This is a genomic window from Levilactobacillus zymae (genome assembly GCF_032190635.1).
Classification (GTDB): domain Bacteria; phylum Bacillota; class Bacilli; order Lactobacillales; family Lactobacillaceae; genus Levilactobacillus; species Levilactobacillus zymae_A.
This window is the reverse complement of sequence record NZ_JAVLAS010000002.1, coordinates 14,785-35,673: the sequence shown is the minus strand read 5'-3', so window position 1 is coordinate 35,673 and position 20,889 is coordinate 14,785. Positions and strand designations below refer to the sequence as shown.

Here is a 20,889-nt window from a genome sequence, read left to right as displayed (position 1 = left end):
CGCACCATCAAAAAAGGCATACCTCCTTGGATATGCCTTTTTTGCCAGAAGTGCTTGTTTAATCTGGAATATTATTAAAATTAGTTACTCGTCCATTCGATGGGGCTTGACCGCTATCACCTTGCGGAGTTGTTGGCACATCAGGAGTTCCTGAATGGGGCGCTTTAAAGTTTGACGCCACATTTGATGATGCCGAATAATGCTTTGCTGGAATGATTGGTGCTTGCTTAGCACTCCCCGCCGTCGTTGCGACCGGATGAACACTACCTGTCGAATTCGAAGCCGGACGAACGTTAGCCAGATGTCCCGCACTCGAAGTACCGGTGGTACGTGGCGCGCCAATATCTGATTGTCCACCAGCCGCGGCATTAATATCTTCACCTATTGGAGTTTGTTCCGATGATGTATCTGAAACTGCTCCGCTTGCAGCATTGAGGTCCTCATTACCAGTTGCACGACCAACATCGTTTGGCTGATCATTGCCCCCCATGGATGGCAAATCAGGATTTTCACTTGAGGGCATTAATCCTGAGCTAGTTGGCACTGTGGCGGAGTTACCACTGATTGGAGCAGCTTCACCTGGATTACCTACATTATTAACCGGCAAATCGTCTTCATTAGTAACTGGTGGTTCAGTTGCGTCTAAGCTTCCCATACCTTCCTGATAATCGAAACCATCTCCATCTTCCGACATTGTCTGCGCAGCGTTTGGTGACCTGTCCCTTGAAGTAGGGTTAGCGTCAGCTGTATTCGAACTACCTAAGGAATTCTGATTATGATCAAGGTTACCATAATCATTGGCTCCGGCCTGTTCTTCTGGCCGTTCAGCCGCAGCATTACCCGGTTGCTGATTCTGTCCGCTATCTGACATATCCGCCGTATTTTCCGATTCTGACTCGTCTGTCCCACTTGGGACTGAATCCCCTGTTTGGGCAGCGTTCAGACCATTTCCTTGATCTGTTGAGCCATCTGAACTTTCTGTTCCATCACTAGATTCATCTTGTAGCGCTGATGAACGGAGTTTATCAATGCCACCCTTTGCCTTACCACCAGCACTTTTGATTCCGTGACCAACAGTACCGGCCGCACTAGCAGCTGTTTCTATTCCTTGAACAGCCTTGTGGCCTGCTTTACCCGCAAATGAAGCCAATCCAGCACCGGCCATCGACCCTGCAACCAGATCACGCATACTACCAGATTGCCCCGTAGACGTTCCAGTCCAACGCTGAATATATTGATCGCCGGCAATCAGCACCGCAATAGCGGCTCCATAAATCATCAAAGTGGCAATAACCCGTTGCCAACCGCCAGCTAAACCACCAATAAAGTTAGAAGTTCCCGACGTTACTTGAATAATCGTAATTAAGAAGAAGACGCCCGCATTTTCAACGAAAATACCGGTACTAGCACCGATGATCGAACTTATAAGCTCTTTAACGTTCTTCATAGATTGAACCCGGAATAGCGCCACCAGAGGCGATAAAATCATTAGAAAGAAAATCTTAATACTGTACTTCGCAACCTTGTAGCCCGCTAGCAGAAAGAAACCGTCTAGTAAAATCAATTCCACAATAACGGCAATCCAATTTACGTGGTATCGAGGGTAAACCAGCTGTCCCATATGGGTAATTCCACTAACTTGCGTAGTAGGGAGATCTAACTTGGCGACCTTAGTGTTATGTGTATCAGTCACTCCGGTATCTAACTGATACTTAAACACATTCGTATTCAACTTATTCTTGTCAGAAACATATCCAATATTATCTTTAGCAATGTTGACCGTAAAATTAATCGAATTGAGATTGTCGGTATCTATCCGATTAAAATCTGACCAGCCTTTACTTCCACCAATCTTTTTCGGATTCGTATTGAAGTTTTTTTCAGCCATAACTAGCCAATCAATGGTGTTATCTTTATATGGGGAAACGACGACATGTTTTAAAGAGTCTTCAAAGCTCTCGTTTTTGGTACCTGTCACCGCTGAGTTCATCTCTGTCGTAGCGTGAACCGTGATTGAATTAAATTCCCCAACCAACCATGGCAGAATAATGATAACCGCACAAGCAGTCATAACTGACGCCATGGCTTCTTTAAAAACCGGACGCTTAACCATAGAAGCTATTGACCAACCAATAATAGCCACCACTAAAATTGAGAAACCTAAAATCACGAGAAAAGTATGCAAATTGCTAATCTGAGTAGAACCAGCATAGTTTCCTTTGACCAAGAACCCCAGTAATCCAAACATCTTGGCATAAACCGCAGATAATACTTCGCCGATGTTATAAAACATCTTGCTAAAAAAAGAGCCCATGCCATAGCCAACCGTTAACATTGCATTGCTGATGGGACCCAAAGTTTCTGACCACGCCTGATAAAATTCTATAACTGGCTTCTTTGTAGTCACATCACTTCCCGTTAGCCACCCCAGCAGGCCCTTAATCGTTCCCGAATTTTTTAGAGAATCAGGAATCGGCATGGCACTGGCCAGAAAAACTAACTTAACCATTAAATTCATTAGACATATTCCTTTCCAAAACCAAAATCACAAAATCATTTAGTTAATCTGATTTTAAAGAGAAATCTATCCACTTATGTAAAGCGCACACAAATAAAAACCATGCCATCAAATACAATGACATGGTTTTACATACGTTATTTATCTAGTGAGACTCTGTGTGAACCTGGCTGAATTAAGCGTGTCCCAAGGCCTTCGTCATTTATGCCCTTCATCTTATATCCTGACCATTTATCAGCTATTACCGGCTTCACTAATTTAAACCTAATATTATCTTCCCAACTTTTTTGAAATACTGCCTAGCTGACCCTCTAAGTCATCTAGCGAGGATGTCATAGTAAATAGATTATAACTAGAATCAGGCGCAACAATGTCTAAATTCTCGCTTTTGCTGGCCGGACTTTCAGTTTTAGTAACTTTATACTTATGCTTTTTAAAAACCGGTTTTACAAAGTGCCAGCTCTCCACAATGTCTTTGATTTCTTTGTTCTGACTCTCAGCACTTACCCATTGGCTCTCTTTGATATGAACAAGCTGAGCCTTTTCATGACCAAACAACTTTTGGGACTGAGATTAATTCAGGTATTTAGCCTTTTTAATTAGCTGAATATTAGACAAACCTTCAAATTCTGATAATTTGGCGCCTAATGGGAATCCGTAGATGGCTACTTTATTTCCTTTGAAAACAAGCACCGAATCAACTGGATCATGACCTTTCAATCCATAAGTATCAATCCAAGCTTGCTCACTATTCTTTGAACTAGCAACTAAGCTTGTTGCTGGTTTAACATTGCTTGCTACACCACTACAACCTGTCAGAACCCCTACTACCATAACTGCCATTAATCCGAAAATACATCTTCTATACTTCATCCACCATTTAACTGATTTTCCAAAAAACGTTCGTAATTTTAGAGATTGTATTCATGCTGATATTTGCTCCCTTCTCAACTCGTGTAATCATTGATTGTAGAACTCCTGCTCGTTCTGCCAGTTTTTGCTGGGTCCAGCCGCAATTCTCACGCTCTTTACGGACGGCAACCGCACTTATTAATTTATTCATTTCCGCGGTGACCTGATTAGCGAACTTCGGATCACGCAAATCTGAGGAAAATAGATCATCAACATCTGTTAAGCAAATTTTATTCATTCATTTTCCATTTCAATCGAAAATATCAAAAATGTCTTTGACTGCTTCCAAAGCCTTGAACCTCAAAGCTTTACTCAGATGATCAACAACCTCACTGGAACGAGCACTATAATCATAGCCCAACAAATTCGTTAGAATGGCATATCCATGAACCTTATTACTCTCAATTTTTAACGCCCCTGGAAAACCACTGGGAACCTTAGATGTAATAGGGAATCCTACAATCATGCCAGTTCTCTGATTATAAAGGTCGGAACTAATCACCAACATTGGCCGTCGAATATTATGCTTTTCCTTATCATGCCCTCCATACTCATGACCGGCATGGGGTTCCGCATCAATCCAAATTAAATCTCCCTGTTTTGGCGCTATTTCATTTTTATTCCCAAACATTTTCTTTACCGACCATTTCTCCGTTATCGGCCAAATTCATTTCTTTAAGCGCTGCCTGAAAGTCATAATCGGGATTTTGTTCAAAGATATTCTTGTGAGTCGGGATAAATGATAAAATCCCATTACTATCCATAACAGGTTGATATTCCGCGTTCTCTTTAACCTTGAAGTCGGCTGGAACTGTAATCATTAGCGAATTACCTTGTTTTCGAGCTTTTACTGTCATTACGAACATCTCCTTCATACACGTAATTATATATGTAATTACGAAATAAATCAACCATTAAAAAAAGGTGCAAAAATTTAGCATTTCTGCACCTTATTTTGTCTATTCTGCTGCGGTTCACGGGATCAACTGCTCCCAACGGTCTGTCAAAAATTCGCGTAAATTATCGACTTGTTTATCACCCGAATACTGTTGAAGCAGATCAAGACTATCATCGGAATCAAGTTGATCATGATAGTCTTGATCTGCTTGCGTTTTATTATACAGTTGTTTGCCAAACTGTAGAAGCTCTTCATCACTTAGTCCGCTTATCTCATCTTGCATTTTGCCTAACAGCTTAACTGTACCCACTTGTTGGTCACTTGCTGGTGAGTTCGCTTCAGTTGTCGCCGATGGTACAACATCAGCTGCATCAGTCGTTGGTTGGCTACCATCTGCCAAAGCATGGTATTCAGCTGAAAAATCATATCCATTTTCTGTCAAATCCAGCCCCTGATGCGCACCAATATAATCAATATCAGCTGCACCATCGGTACTCAGTGTCTGTTTTAAGAACGTCCAGGAGTATGGCATCTTCGTACGTCCATGATTGTAGATGGGGTTATTACGGATCATCTTACCAGTCTTGGTGTCCCGTGTCGTCCGTAACACAATCGACGATCCGCGCGGCAGCCGCATAATCTCAGCTGCGGACATGACATCAACGCCCGTAGAATTACCGTCACCATAGCCATCCGCCGTATTCCCAATTAAATCACTATGGCGCTTATGTTGGGTGCTCATAATGGTGGTCTGACCTAATGCTTCCGACATTTCCTTAACGGTTTTTACTTCATTACTCAGAATGTAAATTGTATTGGCACAGTTACTTCGAATCGTTTCAGCTTCATTTTTTGTATACTGAATCTCTAACTGTGACAGACTTTGAATAAAAATATCAAACAACAAGTTTTGACCTAGTCCATAAGAAACCTTGGTTGTCATGTTCGGAATCTTCGGAACATTAGCGAACTCATCAATAATATTATGCACACGAACATAGGTCTTACGTTCCTGCGTATTGGCCGCCATTTTATTTAGAAAATTCCAGGTCTGGTCAATAAAAAAGGTCACAATCTGATTATAACTAGGGTTATCCGGGGGGGTGATCATGAAGATTGCCGTTGGTTGCTCCGAATACTCTAAATTTAGATTGAACAACGCCTCACTGGCTTGGAGAACCTCGGCACTCTTAGGTTGCCGGAATCGGTGAATCGTTTTTCCCAGCACTTCAAATTGCGTCGCCGTCCGCTGGTAAGCATCACTGGCTTTGATCGCAATTTTGAACTTGCCATTCAAAAGGCTCTTAATGGGATAAGCAACGGCTCCCACTGAGTTAACATTGCGCCGTTTGGACTCGATCAGTTGACCCCCTTGACCTTCTTCCGTATAAATCGAAACCTCGACGCGACCATTTCGGAATTGATGCGGCAAATTGAAGTAGATAATTCGGGGGAAACCAATTTGGTTAATATCAAATGAATTAAGCGAGGTCAAACGGGCAATATCGTTTTGTTGATAAATCTTGAGTCCTTCCATCATCGTTGAATATATCGACCCAGCCGTTTCACTACCTGACAGCTTGCTTTGGGCGAACGCGGTATAAGCCATCTCACGAACCTGGCGTCCCTCACTGTCCGGGTGAGCTGCATTCAACTCCCGTAAGCCATCAAAATACTCGACTAATTCCGTTGTCTGACCTGTTGGTCGCCCATTCGTCATAATCGTTATTTCTTGGCTGCCCAAATCTGACAACATCTTATAAGCATTATGCAAGGTCACGCGATCCCAGCTCTTAGGATCATCACTGTGTCGGTTTGCCAGGTCAATCAAGGCAAGAATAATAGAATTCAGTAAGTTCGCCGCACTAGTGTTGAAGAATGCCTCGGTTCCGCCACTTTGTTGGCCGTCACCTTTGACATAAATACTCGTCGACAATCGCTCAACTTCATTTTGCACATCGTCCCAGTTTTTCTCCTGCGCATAGCTTATGATAACGCTTAACGGATTATAGCTCATCGATCGCGACGTGTCGGACATATTAAGCAATTCGACATGATAGTTACGCTTCTTTAACGTTCGGTACATTTGTCCATAAAGTTCTTGCTTCGGATCATTGATAATCATTGAGGACTGTTCCTCAGCTCGCGACAAAATATCAATTAGCGGTAAAACCGTCATTTGCCCCTTACCTGATCGGGTGCCCCCAACAATCAATGAATTATCGGTCGCAGTATCGATCGCATATTTTCCCAATGGATAATCGGAATACTGAAAATTATGAATAACCGTCTTTCGCATTAAATTAGCCACTGTTTTGAACCCTAGTATGCGTTTAGACTTGGCCCGATTCATGACCCAGGTTTGTGGCATCATGGCTAAATTACCCACGTGTGAAACCGGCATACCGCCAACGCCCGGAAAGCTGCTAACTCGATCCGGGATTAGTTTATAGGTTTGCTTAATTTCATGGGTTGTCGCAAAGGACTCGGCCCCATGCTCCTTACCATTGAAAGACACCGTGGTCATGATTACACGGCGAACCATATTCAAGTAAATAGCTAACACAATAACCGTGACGCCATAACCCCACCAACCAAAGATCGCAAACGGAGCCAGCCCTAAGAATAGCGGTGCGTGCCAATCTGTAAGTGATATTAACGGGTGCCAATGCATTAAATTGACGAAGTTCACAAAATCAGGCTGTTGCTTAAGCAGCAAGAGCATCATAGACCTTACCCAAATGAACAACGACCAACCATAAACCACGATCACATTTAACATGATCCGTAAAACGACTAGTAAACCTGCCAGCCCAGACCAAGTTAAAAAAGGTGACGCCGCCCACCAAGGGCCTGACGCCATCTTTCTTCTGTTTCTACCTGACCCATTTTTTCGCAAGTCGGTCACTCCTTTCTATTTTCTCGTTGATTCACAGGAAAAACATCATCAACCGTTGCCTTATAAAGACCAACCGCTGCTGCCATCTCTTGCTCAACTTGAGTTAAAGTTTCTTCACCAACCTTAGTCAGGCTTAACTCCTGACAACGGCGGTCAATTTGAGACTGGTGACGTTGCACCAATCCTCGTTGCTCCAACTGTTTAACCACTCGCGACAAACGCGATCGTAAGCTATGTGTTGTCGCGGCCAACGTTGCCTGGCTAAATTCTCGTAAGAGATCAACCCAAGTACATGGTGAGTAATCATTAATGATAGTCAGGGTATAAAATTCGTTAACCGTGACTCCACTATGTGCCACCGTAGCTGTCGTAAAGTGCTTAGCATAGCTTTGCATCTTTACAATCGAGGAAAAGTCAATCTTATGTGCCATCCTTTATCCCCCCTACTTGGTGTTCGTGGTATCAGCCGAAGAACTTTGTGTTGAGGTCTGCTTAGCCGCCATGGCGGCACCCTTTTCGAAGTCCTTCATTCGCTGCTTGTACACAGATTCGGCCGATTCTAATTTCGCTTGATTTTCCGCAGAAGTTCGACTAGACGATTGCGCTGCCTTACTTTGCGAATTAGCTTGCGATTCAACGATGGCTAGTTTACGAGATAGTTGTGATTGTGCTGAACGTTGAGCACTTGCCATCTCTTGATCACGTTGATTGATCCAAAAACCAGTACCGCCTAAAAGTAAGCCCCCTGCCATGAGCACTCCCGCCGCTTTCCCCCAGTTTTTTTTACTTACGGGGTTACTCGCTGAATTCGTTGTAGGTGCGGGGACCTGACCTGTCCCTGTTTGTCGATATTGTCCTAACAGAATTGTGGTTAATAGTTCATTGGTCGACATACCCGCTGTTGATGTTTCTTTCCCGGTTGCCGTACTAATCAACTTATCTAACCGCTCACTTTGTACTTTATTATCAGTCGTGAGCTGTTCCACCTGGGATTTCAATTGTGTCGCTTTTGTTAACTCCTGTTGCTTTTCATTCTTCAACTCATCAACACTGGTCTTCAACTGTGCTTTAGTTTTATGCAGTTCTGCATTTTGGGCTTTCAACCGATTTACTTCGTTTTCAGCATCACTAACATGTTTCCAATTAGTCTGCGACCGATAATTAGCGGTTGCTGCGTTCAAAGCATTACTGTGTTCACTATTTACCTGGGCTTCAAACGTTTCATTCCCCGCTAACAAGCTCTGAATAATGTTAGATCCTTTTGTCTGGGCCTGCTCTTGAAGGGCCAATAATTGTGCTCTCAGGTCTGTCTCAGACGTCTTAGATAATGACTCACGATACTTGGCTAAGTCTTTCTCGTGCGCCTTTTGACCATCAGACAAAGTATCCATAAGTTTCTTCGTGGCATATTTTTGGTAATCAGCTGTCAATTGTTGTGCCCCTTGGCTATAAGTGCTATCTGCCTCTTGTTCGGCCTTCCTTTTGAGTCGTTCAAAAGTTGCTTGGGCTTCGGCAATTTTGTTGTCCCGAACCGTATCGACTTTTTTTTGTAACGCTTTTTGATCTTGTTCCAGTGATTGATGGTCCTGATCCAAAACAGATTGGCGAATACGTTCCATATCTAGTGGGTCTGTTTCTTCACGTTTTTCTATTTTTTGATCGACAATTTTTTGATAGTTCACAGACAAATCAAATTGGCTTTTAGTTAATGACGCATTGATCTGGTTTTCTACCTGCTCAATAGCTTGGTTATTTTGCTTGGCCCGTTCATTCATCCGATACTGAACGTACCCCGGATCATCAGGAGAAACTGCCGGTACATCTTGAACCTCAAAACGTGGCAACAAGATTTCGACTTGAGCAACTTGATTGAAAGGACGTTCTGCCTCTTTTTTCGTATTTGGCTCACTTTGTTTTTGAGTTTCTGAATCAGGTGTCGGAACTGTCGAGCGCTGGTGAGGTTGCTCAGCTGTAGCTTCCGATTGGCTCAATCCTGGCATATTGCCTACCTGTGTTGAACCTGCGGGCGCTGGAGTATCTAGCTCCTGACTAGTTGGTTCTTGAACTTCTCTATGGTCCCCTGAATCCGCATATGTTTTCTCAGATGGATTCATATTCGCGGTTTCAACCGACAACATGCCGCTTGGCGTGACTGTCTCAATAACCACTTCTTCGCCATTGAGTGGCTCCGTGTCAGGAACCTTAGCTAGATCCCCAGCAATAATATCTTTGCCTGCCGCACAATTATCAACAATTGCCTTTGCCAAAACCGTCTTAGTCGCAAAATCCCAGTCATCATAGTTGTCATTGTTAAACAAATCTTTTAACACTGGGACCGTTAAATTCTTAAAAGCATAGTCAATCGCTATGTCAACATCATATCGATGTTCTTGATTAACACCATGTCGCCCATCGATCTGTTCTAAGAAGTCCAGGGTCACATTAATCGGGTTCATATCTGCTGACATGGACTCCGCAACCTTGGTCAATAACCGCTGCGCGGTTCCAATACGCATGACAGGGTATGTACTTGTCACAACATATGGTTCCTTAGCTCCTGTTTGAAGTTTTTCCAAATTTTTCAGCTGAGCCTGAACCAACTCTTGTTGGTCATTGTCATTATTAGTAAAATCTGTCTTAACAACTAGGTCATCTGGTAACTCGACTTTTCGTTTTCTAAATAAGGACATCTGCGTCCCCTCCTACTTTCATGATGGTCCCACTTTAAGCTGAAAGAGAACGCAATCGAGAAATCGCACATAACTGGCTTTAGCTTTAAGTCAACACAAAATCATGCTAAAATGAAGGCATGAAAAAAGGACTAGCGCTATCAACACTAGTCCTTGCAAGCCGCTTTAAAGGCGGTGGCAAGTTACGTTAAGAGACTAAGCTCGTCCCATAACTGTCCAAAGTTATGAATGGGGCGGCTTTTTTATTTGTTGCGTTTGTCGATATAACTGAGTAGCGCAATTAAAAACGTGCCAAACAGCAACATCAACGAGAGTGTCTGGAAGACACTCATTGACCGTGAAACCTTTCTGAAGAGTGTTCCATGTTCCCATAGACCTCACCTCGCAAGGGAAAAGACGGCCACCGCCCATAAAACTTCTTGCCCGATTAGTTTAACATACCCCAACATGATCAAAAAAAGGGGCTCTTTGTCAAATCCTGTTGATAGATGAATTTGGGACACTGTTAGAAGTTATGCAACTTCTAACAGTGTCTTTTTGTTTGGTTTGGTTCTCATTTGTTGTAATTTAACTCTTGAAACTAAGTGGTGATAATTTCGGAAACCGAAGGCAGTTCTTTGAATTTGCTTAATCATTCTATTGATCCCTTCAATTGGACCATTAGAATACTTTGATTCACTGGCATTGAGGACTATTTCAAGATTCTTTTTAAATGTGGTTAAAACATCTTTCATTTGCGAGCTAAGCTTATCGTTGTTATATAAATATTGAACAAGACCATCTTTGTCGTGATTTTTAAGACATATCATAATGCCTTGCATGGCGTTATAAGTATTTAACAGTCTTTCATCAACATCTAGACCTAACTGAACTCTTTCGAGTTGAGTTACTTGTTTCCTAAGGTGTCGATCGAAAAATGTTTTTTTAATCTCAAGCTCATCGAAGTGTTTTAAATAAAGTTTCCAGGAGAATTTAAGCATCCGATATTCCTTGGATTGTTTCTTGTATTCTTTCATAATTTGAACGCGACTTTGGTTAAAAGATCTAGTCATCATCGCAACAATATGAAAACGATCGACAATTATTTTGGCATTTGGAAATACCAATCTGGCGATATCTTGATAGTAACTATTAAGGTCCAGAGAAACTGTCTTTACTTGCTTTCTAGCGGTGCTGTCAAACTTATTAAAGTAATCAATAATAGTTTGTTTAAAGCGATCCGGTAGGATCTGTTGAATTTCATGATCACCATCACCGTTAATACAAAGAAAGTGGAAATCGCCGCCAACACCACGAAATTCATCCATAGATAAGTGCTCAGGTAAAGAATGATAATTTCTCCGAAATAGATCATCATAGTTGTCTAAATAGCGACAAACGGTACTGGGAGAAACACTATTATCTAAAGCAATACTAGTCTGAGTACGATCATCCTGAAGATGCATGAATATTTTTTGTCTGGTAGCTTTGGAAATATTACAATACTTATTGACGAGGTCTGTTGTTGCCATTACCGAGTTTCCACAATTTTTACAGATTAATCGTTCTTTATGAAGTTCAAGATAGACGGGCTCACTAGCGTTGGCCGACGGATATGAAACGCGTGACACATAGTGTCCGTTATGACTAAAGTTTTCAAAACCACATTGAGGACACCTTGTATAAGTGGCTTTTACATTGGCAACATAGACTTTAGCAGGTTTTGATTTTATGAATTGATGCTTATAACTGAAAAAAATAACATTTGGGTCTTTAATACTGAGTGAAAATTTTATATTATTATCTATAGGGTTCATGGTTTCTCACATCCTTTGATGATGCTGTAGTGGGTGGATTTTTTTGTGTGTGGGGACCTGTGGGCCTCTTTTTTTTTCAAAAAAATCCTGTTAATAGATTACCACATTGGTAGTTCATCAACAGGAAAAAGTATAGAGCCAAAAAAGGTCGGCGCTCACAGGCACCGACCTTTTTGATCCGCTTAAAAACTAGACTTGGAGTAACCCTTGAGAAATGATCCCAAAGCCCCCGCGGCAAAAATCAACACGATACACCCCATGATAATCGCCAAGTGACCCTTGATGGACTCCCGCTTACTCTGCCCAACAAGCATCATAACCAAGGCACAAGCGATAATTGCGACCACACCACCGGCATAACCAATGATTTGTAAAGCAGAACCAACCTTATTGATCACACTAGTAGTTCCCTTGACGGCCTTCTCATTACCCACCGAAGCCAACATAACCGGATTAGAAATCATTGCGGTCGCTAGTTTTGGGAAATGGGTATAGATAGCCATATCTAAAATATTCATGACAACTTTCCTCCTTCCTTAATTGATACTTATAATCGTAATGAAATTTCAAAAACTAAAGAGAAAGCGCACCCGGTCTAACTCATGAGTCCAAAAACACCTACCGATAACCACAAGATGCCAAGCAACAACGTTAAAATCCAAGAACGTTTATGCTGCTGTGCATTTTGCGGACGCATCGCTCCCCAAATACCAAAAGCACTGACGGCTATTTCACCAAATAGAAGATTACAAATACTGAAAAAGTAAATGTAATGTTCCTGATTACCTAAAAGGTACAAATTTCCAGTCTTGGTAAAGAGCAATAAAACCACTGGTAAAACGACAACAACTGATAGATACAATAGAATCAATCCAGAAACGATTCCTTCTGGCGCTGAACCATGAACACTTCGAGATGAACTTTCTTTTTGCCCATTTTTTCCATTTGCATGATAGTCACTCCCAACTACCCTCTAAGCCTATCAAATCACCGAAAATAATTTGAAAAGCGCATCATTAATGCTTGCAATTTATATCTCAAATGAGATATAAGTTTGGAGGCTAGTGAGTGAAAACAAGCGAAAAAGTTCAAGCCTTATTATATAGTCACGTTTCAGCCTATCGGATCGCGAAGGATACTGGTATCAGTGTATCCACCATTTTGGGACTAAGAAGTGGCGATCGTAAGTTGCTTAATATCACCCTTGGAACTGCTGAGAAATTAGCGAACTATTGGGAAAAAATTGCAATAATTTGGGAGGAGAAATTCATGAAAAATAAGTTATCAGTTTTAATCGCATCTTTATCTGTCGTTGCTGGTATGGGCTTAACAACTGCCTCAGCTTCTACTTACACCCAAAAAGGGTCTGGATTATCTAATTACTGGGCGGCAAAATTCCATACCGTCAAGAATGCCAATAATTACGTTGCACGGTCTAGCTATGTTGCATCGCCTAATTATGCCGCAACCCATACCTTTGAAACGAGTGCCAATCATTATGTTTCAAAGGCTGGTAACACCAAAGCCAGTTTAAATACCGCGTTTTATTTGCCCGTCACACTGAATCAATCTGGTGACTTTGGCAATCCGCAAAGTGTTGCGATCACCCCAAATGGCAATGGTGCTTATGTTGCTTATGTAACTAATGAAGCTTCTAGTATTGGTTGGGTCACCTACTATAACTTAGCCAAGCTGCGCAACGTTTATAGGGCCTCAACATCAAATATGGCTTTGATTCGGCAAGCAGATTACGCACACTCTAAAGGCATTAAAAACAACGGTCAGTATTTAGCAGTTTTGAAGAGTATGAAGGTTGGCCCTGAATTCAATACCGGACATATTCAATCACTAGCCTTAAATCCCAAAAACGGACAGCTGTGGTTCACGAAGACTACCGGGCGCGCTGGTGCTTACGGCACTGCTGAACAAGTTTCAACTAAAAGTTTGAAACCCATCAATAAAATTAATTTCCGACTCGTGACTCTTCGGGGAATCAAGGTGACCGTGGGTAATAATCTTACCTTTGATAAGCAAGGCAAGGCTTACTTTAGCTCTTACGTTGGTGGATCTCGGGCTATGAAGATCTATCAAGGAACCATCGCACCTAAAAAAGTCCACTTTCGTTTACTCTATCAAGGGCTGTGTCAACGTCCTGGTGAAAAGAATCAATCGATTGGCTATAATGCTGCCAACAATCGGCTCTACTTCATCAGTGATGACTCTATTTCATCAGTTTCTGTCTCGAAACTCGTTTCAGGTAAATTAAAACCTGGTAATGTTCATTCCTCAGTATTTTCAAGCAAACGCGAATTTGAAGGCTTAGCTTTCTCTAAAAATGGGCAAGGCTACCTCTTAACCAATCGTGGCGACGAATTATTATCAACTAACGGTTTATAAAACATCAAAATAGAAAATACCCTCATTCGTAATGAATGGGGGTATTTTCTATTTCTGGAGGACTTTCGGTTAGCTTAGGTGATGCCTACTTGGTACTTGTACTGTCTCAATTAGACGTTTTCGTTGAGCTAGAAGTATCAGAACTAGCGCTATCATTCTTGTTTGAACTTGTCGATGTCGATTGACTATCGTCGCTGTCCTTTGAAGATGAAGTTGAAATTGAATTGTTATCTGATCCACTAGTTTTATCTGACGATGAATTTGTATTCTTTGACTCACTCGCGTTATCAGACGCTGCCGCGGCCGTTGGTGTATCACCGGTCAATTGGACAAACTTGTGTGCAGTTGGTTTGACTGTTGGTGGCGTTACAGAGGTTGGATTTGATGGTGTCTTTGATCCATCAACGTCCAACGTGGCGACATTAGGAATACTAATCTTGCCATCTGAACCAATATACTTGCTTAAATCAGCATCTTTTTTAAGCTGTACAGTGATCTTCATTGATAGCTCCTTCCCGCTGAAATCTTTAGGACTCTTTGCCTTCCAATCAACGGTATTCGTCGCCTTATCAAAAGCCAGTGTCCCGTCCGACGTCACATCTTTACCATCGCTAGTAACAGTCGCTCCTTTGTACTCTTGGACTGCGGCCAATGGATCACTAATATCAATATTATTGATCGTGTATTTGTCCGTAATATCAGCCGTCAAAGTATACGCATAATCCTTACCAGCTTCAACATTACCCGTCGTCCCAGTCTTCCCTGAGGTATCGGTCACTGTCTTAGAGAGCTTGCTGGCGATAGGTGGTACTGTATTGTTGGTAACGGTGTTGGTCTCTTGGCTGTTCCCATCAATAATAACGTCTCCCGTATTGGTCAAAGTTGAGGTCTTACCACCAGAATCAACCACTCCATCAATTACGAGCGTATAGGTTTCCCCATTCATTGGCATGGCTTTTAAGAAATCTGATGAAGCACTATAGTCGACCGTGTTAGTGGCCTTATCAGAAGTTGCTGTTCCAGCCCAATCAGCAGTTTTTGAATTATCAGAACTGGAATTGTTATTTGAACTGCTACTTGAGCTTGAGTTGCTACTTGAACTGCTGCTTGAGTTCGAGTTGCTGCTTGATGCATTGCTTGTGCTACTTGAATTACTATCTGACTTACTATCAGCTTTGAACGTATCAGCCGTTACTTTATTACCCTTCGCATCAACCAGATAAGCTGACTTATACGTAAACTGGGCGGGCAACTTGTCTTTCCAGTCCATTGAAGTATAGCGTTCCAAGGTATCTTTTCCCAAGTAATTGACTTTTTGGGAAACTTGATACTGTAACTTTTGCCCGTCTTTGACTTGTTGTTTATCCATATCTGCCTTAGTATCTGGATCGACAACCTTCTTGGTTGGCTTGTCTGGCGTTGGTGTGAAGACCGTGGCTGTTGACGGCGCAAACCAGTAATCTTGACCATTAGATTTCGATAAAACTGGCGAAGCATTAAACAACGATGGATTGAAGGAATTGACACTAAAATCTTGTGTCGTTCCCGTCAAAGGATACGAGACCGAATGTTTATTAAATCTCGGTGCGCCAAGTGCGTCTTCAGCAGCCGCTGCATCATAACTTTGATTAGGTGTTGCAACACCACCAGTTAACGTCAGGCTGGAATCAACTGGTGATTTATACTGTTCGATCACCGAGTCCTTAGTAATGTAGCTATCATTATTTCCATCATTGTTTAGATAAGCCACCGATTCAACCGCATGGCCATTTCCATACTGATTAGTTGCATTTGGGTTTAAAGAATTCCAACTAAGATAGGCATCTTTATTGAATTCAAGATCCTTATTAGTTTTTTGATCGGTAAAGGTAATCTTAAAATCCATGGACTGAATCCCTTTAGAGTCAAAACCGCTATATAGGTTATTGGAAAATTCAACACCTGGAGCATACACTGTCGTATTGATATTTCCTTGTTGCCAAGATACTGCCCGCTTCATATTAGAAATTTCAACTTTAGCAGTAACTGGATCACCACTAGTCGTTTCACCAACCACGCCATATTGCGCGGTAAGACTAATCCCACTTAGCTCACTATCTCCAGTAGCCATTGAAAATGAAGCCAATTGTGAACCGTATTTCTGATTGAATGACGCATACGTCCCGGTACCAGCTTTAATGGTTTTTAGGGTCACATTTTTGCCAGTATCTCCCGTATACTGTACTGATACTGGTGTATCGTCTGTATCAGGTGACAACAATAGCCCTTGTTTTGTGCCATCGGGAAACGGCGTCTTTGAATCAATCTTAGACGGCGTTTTACTATCAGCCTTGACTTGATTCGTATTTAATCCCATTGTTACCGAGGCCGAACCCAGAATTGCCGTTAAAATAAAGGCTGTTTTACATAAATTACGTACTTTGCTTCTCATAAACTATTCGCTCCAATCATTTTGACGACTGACTAATATTAACGAAGACTAGTGAATTGATCGTTTCTTCCATGCTTTATACCCCCAGGTTCCAAGTCCACCCATAACACTGGCAATAATTAGCCCGGCAATAATCGGGTGTGACTGCGCTAATCTAACCCCAGTTTTGGCTAGATTACCTGACGCAATCGTCTTATCTGGTGCTGTGACTTTTTTAGCCGTTGGGGCATTACTTGGCGTAGATGGGTCCTTTTTGGTCGGTTTAGGCGTCACTGGTTTATCTGGGTGAGCCGTTACCGATACCTTAGGCGTCTCAGTTTGATAGTGTTTACCACCAAGCGTCATACCCGCTGTGTTGGGAATCGTACTCCCATTCTTGGTCCCTTCCTTAACCTTAGTAGTGACCATGAGGTCGATCGTTGAGTTGTCATTTGACGCGCTATAAAAGAAATCACTTGGCGTTTTAGGTGTCCAGTTAACGGTATTCGTCGCCTTATCAAAATTAAGCGTCCCTTTGTCAGTAATGTCTGCCCCAAATTTCGTGGGATTGTTGTCACCATTGAGTTCCTTAACCTGATAAACCTTGGCACTAACATACGTTAAACTCGCGTTTAACGGGTCTGTGAAGGTTAGATCTTTCATATTATCCGTACTAGTCGTGTTCCCTGGTGTAAAGATCGAATGCCAAACCACTGTGTCCCCAACCTTGACCTCTTTTGTTTGTCCATAAGTGGCCGTTGTTGTACTAGACGTAGCATCTGAGGCAATGCTCGATGAACCATCTTTACTCGATGAATCAGTGCTATCACTACTCGTACTATTGCTAGAAGTAGAGGTACTGGAACTCTCATTAGACGCGTTCGAAGACGAAACACTACTAGAGGTATCTGTTGAAGCGGCGTGGGCAACAGTCGGGGCGACACACGGGACCGTCAACAACATTAAGGTTGCCGCCGTTAATAGTTGCTTATTTCTTTTCTTAAATTGATTTTTCATAAATTTCACCTTTCGATTCATTATTGGCGATTAAAGAATAGCTTCTTCTGGCTTGAAGGCGCCTCGTGCCAACTCACACTCCGCACCAAACCACCCTTTACGATGACTCGATTCTGCGCATTGGCATAGTCAGGTGGAATCTCGTAACAAGTGGTCAATGTAATTTGTGGGTGATCATTGGCCGGTTGGTCTAAAACCGCCGTATCAGTCAATGGCACAATAAACTTGCCTTTGGGCTGGTTGTTCTGACTAAACACCCGATACTCATAAATCCGCTTATGATCGGTTACAAAGATATACGGCCGTTGGTTCGCACTTAACTCGTTTTGTAACGGTGAGAAGTACGTTGAGTTATTCGCCATATTGTGAGCCGACAAAGCATAATTTCCTTGTCCCATTTTTTCATTGACAATCGCTGTTCCAGCCCCATACGCAAGAGCGGTAACACTGGTTCCTTGAAAAATAGAGACGTGCACACCCACCCGCATACCGGATTGAGCCGGTATGGCAATTTCACCCAGCTTTTTAAGGGGGTAGCCGGCGCGGGCGTCCCTAGCTAATTGTTGTTGTGAAATATCACCTGAAGCTCGCGAATTAGTGCCGTAAACATAACCCTTACTGCCATGCTTTCCATGTTTAACCTGACCAACTCGCATACGGTTGCCTTGAGTCACTCGAGACTGAGCAACATAATTACCCAAAGCATTCGGATCAAGTAACCAAAAACAAACACCACCAGCGACCGTTAGGATTAGAACCACAAAAAAGATCCTCAGTATTCGTTTCCAAACAACGAATTTACCTTTACCTTTATCCCTAAAATTTCGTCGTGAAGGTTCCATATATTCATGACCTCCGCTCGTTTACTTGTAATATTGAGCTGGCTTACCATTGCTACCTAAAAATGAAATTTTGGACGCCATCATACTGGATAGATACACTGCCTCACACCCATCTGAACTTACTCCCGGTGTGATACCAAACACCGGCACCAAACGAAGATTCAGGTTGTCTTCTGGGTCTTTGACCACATAACCCACCGTTAAATGTGAGCCTTGATATTTAGCTAAAATCTTTTTAAACTCTCTGACGCTCAGTGCTTGTTCTTTGCCAAACATCAAAACCAGTGCCTTGGCTTCTGGACTACCCGGAACATGTAATTCACTAATTCCAATAACATTCGCCAGCTCAACACTCGGGTGCGCTTCACGTTCCCCGGTAATATCAGCTGAGGTCACTGCCGCATGGACAAACCCACCAATCGCCTTTTGATCAAGTGTTGCCAATAATTGACTAACCTCAAACGGCATTAAAACTGTCATATTTGTTCCTCCTTTGAATTTTTGACCTTTTTTACCCAATGACGCAATTGACCCCCTTTATCCCCCTCACTTTCGATTATTCTTAAGTATATTGAGACCTGCTTTCAATTCGGTAATGCGCACGTGCCTAGTTGATCGCCTCAAATTCAATGCGACGATTACCGAACCGGTCTTCTCCTGGAATCGGGTCATGGCCTCGAACAATCGCTCGAATGCCCCGTAATCCACTTGGTCGACCATTAGTTTTCATTTGAATCAACATTCGGGCTAGTGGCGCCATAACCTTACGATTGGTCATATAAGCAATGGGGCGTGCCCCATTTCTCAGATCAAATCCTTCATCACTAATGAACTTTATCAAACGCTGATCGTACATAAATTCCAAGTGTTCCGCTTTTTGTAGCCGTTTGTTAACCCGCATTAAGTTCAGCTTTGCAATCTGATGCACCACGGGCTTCGATAGCATATTAAAAATAACCTTATGCTCAATCCGATTAACGAATTCTGGTCGGAAATAATCTGTCAGCTCCATTTGTAGCTTATTGTTAAAATCAAGGGCCATCCGATCAGCATCTTTCCCCGAACCAACCCGAATATTTTGCCCATTAGTTAGTTGCTGGGCACTGTCATTAAACGCCGCAATCTGATCGTCAATCGTTTCGCCTTGCCCCGTAGTCGAATAATTCGTTGCATCATCGATCAAATCACCAGCCAAGTTAGTGGTCATGACGATAATTGTGTTCTTGAAGCTCACCGCCCGACCATAGCTGTCATGAACAATGCCATCTTGCAAAATTTGTAAAAATAAATCCTGAACGGATTGATCGCCTTTCTCAATTTCATCTAAAAGTAAGACCGCGTATTGCTTATGCTTAACGGCTTCCGTCAAAATTCCTCGTCGTCCCTTAGTACCAATCAGACGCTGGGCACTTTGCGGTTCTTGATATTCCGACATATCTAAACGAATCATGGCGTCTTCCGAATCAAATAAAGCTTGTGCCAAGCCTTTGGCCGTTTCCGTTTTACCGGTTCCTGGAGTACCTAAAAAAAGAAACGAACTAATGGGTTTATTCGGATCAGCCAATCCCGTGAAACCAATTGAAACAGCGTCAATTACTTCGCTAATAGCTTTGTCTTGACCCATAATTCGTGATTTAAGCACCTGAGAAACAGCCGTAACTCGCTGCTGATCGTCCTTTAAAATCGAGTGAATGGGAATTCCTAACAGCGAATCCAATACCTGGGCCACGGTTTCTCGGGTGACTTCTTCTTGGTCTTTTAAATTCACAAAACTACAAGCATCATCCATTAAGTCAATGGCCTTATCAGGCATAAATCGATCCGGCATATAGCGGTGTGAGAACGTCACCATATAGGGCAGCGCATCTTTCGCAATTTTTACATGATGAAATTCTTCATATTGGCCTTTTAACCCTTCCAGAATTTCCAGTGTTTCTGGTAGTGTTGGCTCCGCTAACATCAACAACGAAAACCGGCGCATCAACGCCCCATCCGGTTCAATATTGTCGCCATATTCCTCAACGGTTGTCGCACCAATTAAGTTAATCTCGCCACGCGCTAGCGCTGGTTTTAAAACATTACCCGCGTCAAGACTGTTTCCTTGGTGTGAGCCGGCTCCCATAACCGTATGAATCTCATCAATGAATAGGTAATCATCTGGGTGGTCTTGTTTCAGCTCATCAATCAAAGACTCAAACAAACCGATAAAGGGCATATCTTTTTGTTTCATCAAACGGGCCAATTCCAGTACCCACACTGTTTTGTTTTGCATCGTGGCAGGGACTTCACCTAATACAATTTTTTTAACGAATCCCTCAATTAAGTCGGTCTTACCAACTCCTGGCTCGCCAATAATCAAGGGGTGGTGCTTGCGTTTGTTGGACAGAATCGCAATCAATCGTTCCATATCTGCCTCTCGACCAATAGTGTTGTAATTGCCTAAGTCATTGTTAACCTTGTAGTTCAAGTTCAAACAATATTTTTTCAGTAGACTTTCAGTCAACGGCACT

General features: G+C 42.4%; 18 protein-coding genes. 1 reads left to right on the top strand and 17 read right to left on the bottom strand.

Features of this window, described 5'->3' with window-relative positions:
• Positions 1-58: 58 nt before the first annotated feature.
• The 12 genes from RI501_RS12655 to RI501_RS12600 all read right to left on the bottom strand — a co-directional run bounded on the left by RI501_RS12655 (position 59) and on the right by RI501_RS12600 (position 12,584).
• Positions 59-2,518, bottom strand: a complete 2,460-nt coding sequence (locus RI501_RS12655) for a pLS20_p028 family conjugation system transmembrane protein (protein ID WP_313823332.1) — start codon at positions 2,516-2,518, stop codon at positions 59-61.
• Positions 2,519-3,091: 573 nt separating this feature from the next.
• A complete protein-coding gene (locus RI501_RS12650) occupies positions 3,092-3,361 on the bottom strand; it encodes a hypothetical protein (RefSeq protein ID WP_289670740.1) in 270 nt (89 codons plus the stop codon).
• Positions 3,362-3,398: 37 nt separating this feature from the next.
• Complete coding sequence (locus RI501_RS12645) at positions 3,399-3,581, bottom strand: helix-turn-helix domain-containing protein (RefSeq protein ID WP_313823395.1); 183 nt, start codon at positions 3,579-3,581, stop codon at positions 3,399-3,401.
• Between the two features lie 99 nt (positions 3,582-3,680).
• On the bottom strand, positions 3,681-4,061 hold the full coding sequence (locus RI501_RS12640) for a type II toxin-antitoxin system PemK/MazF family toxin (protein WP_313823327.1): 381 nt from the start codon (positions 4,059-4,061) through the stop codon (positions 3,681-3,683).
• A complete protein-coding gene (gene mazE / locus RI501_RS12635; RefSeq protein ID WP_042253551.1) occupies positions 4,048-4,287 on the bottom strand; it encodes a type II toxin-antitoxin system PemI/MazE family antitoxin in 240 nt (79 codons plus the stop codon). Before mazE ends, RI501_RS12640 begins: the two co-directional genes overlap by 14 nt.
• Positions 4,288-4,404: 117 nt before the next feature.
• Positions 4,405-7,227 carry a VirD4-like conjugal transfer protein, CD1115 family gene (locus RI501_RS12630; RefSeq protein WP_313823321.1) on the bottom strand — a complete coding sequence of 941 codons (2,823 nt, stop codon included), beginning with the start codon at positions 7,225-7,227 and terminating at the stop codon, positions 4,405-4,407.
• A gap of 5 nt (positions 7,228-7,232) precedes the next feature.
• Positions 7,233-7,658, bottom strand: a complete 426-nt coding sequence (locus RI501_RS12625) for a MarR family winged helix-turn-helix transcriptional regulator (protein WP_097547201.1) — start codon at positions 7,656-7,658, stop codon at positions 7,233-7,235.
• Positions 7,659-7,670: 12 nt separating this feature from the next.
• On the bottom strand, positions 7,671-9,917 hold the full coding sequence (locus RI501_RS12620; protein WP_097547202.1) for a coiled-coil domain-containing protein: 2,247 nt from the start codon (positions 9,915-9,917) through the stop codon (positions 7,671-7,673).
• 242 nt (positions 9,918-10,159) lie between these two features.
• A complete protein-coding gene (locus tag RI501_RS12615; RefSeq protein ID WP_232457175.1) occupies positions 10,160-10,222 on the bottom strand; it encodes a putative holin-like toxin in 63 nt (20 codons plus the stop codon).
• Between the two features lie 207 nt (positions 10,223-10,429).
• On the bottom strand, positions 10,430-11,713 hold the full coding sequence (locus RI501_RS12610) for an ISL3 family transposase (RefSeq protein WP_010620868.1): 1,284 nt from the start codon (positions 11,711-11,713) through the stop codon (positions 10,430-10,432).
• 182 nt (positions 11,714-11,895) lie between these two features.
• Entirely contained in the window at positions 11,896-12,231 is a 336-nt protein-coding gene (locus tag RI501_RS12605; protein WP_039106855.1) for a TrbC/VirB2 family protein, read from the bottom strand.
• Positions 12,232-12,308: 77 nt separating this feature from the next.
• Positions 12,309-12,584: a hypothetical protein gene (locus RI501_RS12600; RefSeq protein WP_097547203.1), complete on the bottom strand. Its 276-nt coding sequence runs from the start codon at positions 12,582-12,584 to the stop codon at positions 12,309-12,311.
• Between the two features lie 197 nt (positions 12,585-12,781).
• Between RI501_RS12600 and RI501_RS12595 the strand changes: the two genes are divergently transcribed.
• A complete protein-coding gene (locus tag RI501_RS12595; protein WP_225365141.1) occupies positions 12,782-14,110 on the top strand; it encodes a hypothetical protein in 1,329 nt (442 codons plus the stop codon).
• A 106-nt stretch (positions 14,111-14,216) separates the two neighbouring features.
• Here RI501_RS12595 and RI501_RS12590 read toward each other — a convergent pair whose 3' ends face one another.
• From RI501_RS12590 to RI501_RS12570, 5 genes are all read right to left on the bottom strand, one after another.
• Positions 14,217-16,541 (bottom strand): isopeptide-forming domain-containing fimbrial protein, encoded by a 2,325-nt coding sequence (locus RI501_RS12590; protein ID WP_097547204.1) that lies wholly within the window; start codon positions 16,539-16,541, stop codon positions 14,217-14,219.
• 48 nt (positions 16,542-16,589) lie between these two features.
• Complete coding sequence (locus RI501_RS12585) at positions 16,590-17,537, bottom strand: isopeptide-forming domain-containing fimbrial protein (RefSeq protein ID WP_143451628.1); 948 nt, start codon at positions 17,535-17,537, stop codon at positions 16,590-16,592.
• A gap of 20 nt (positions 17,538-17,557) precedes the next feature.
• Entirely contained in the window at positions 17,558-18,379 is an 822-nt protein-coding gene (locus tag RI501_RS12580; RefSeq protein ID WP_097547206.1) for a class A sortase, read from the bottom strand.
• 21 nt (positions 18,380-18,400) lie between these two features.
• Positions 18,401-18,898 (bottom strand): hypothetical protein, encoded by a 498-nt coding sequence (locus RI501_RS12575; RefSeq protein WP_313823309.1) that lies wholly within the window; start codon positions 18,896-18,898, stop codon positions 18,401-18,403.
• Between the two features lie 88 nt (positions 18,899-18,986).
• The gene (locus RI501_RS12570) at positions 18,987-20,882 is read right to left on the bottom strand and encodes an ATP-dependent Clp protease ATP-binding subunit (protein ID WP_313823307.1); all 1,896 of its coding nucleotides are present in this window, start codon (positions 20,880-20,882) and stop codon (positions 18,987-18,989) included.
• Positions 20,883-20,889 lie beyond the last annotated feature (7 nt).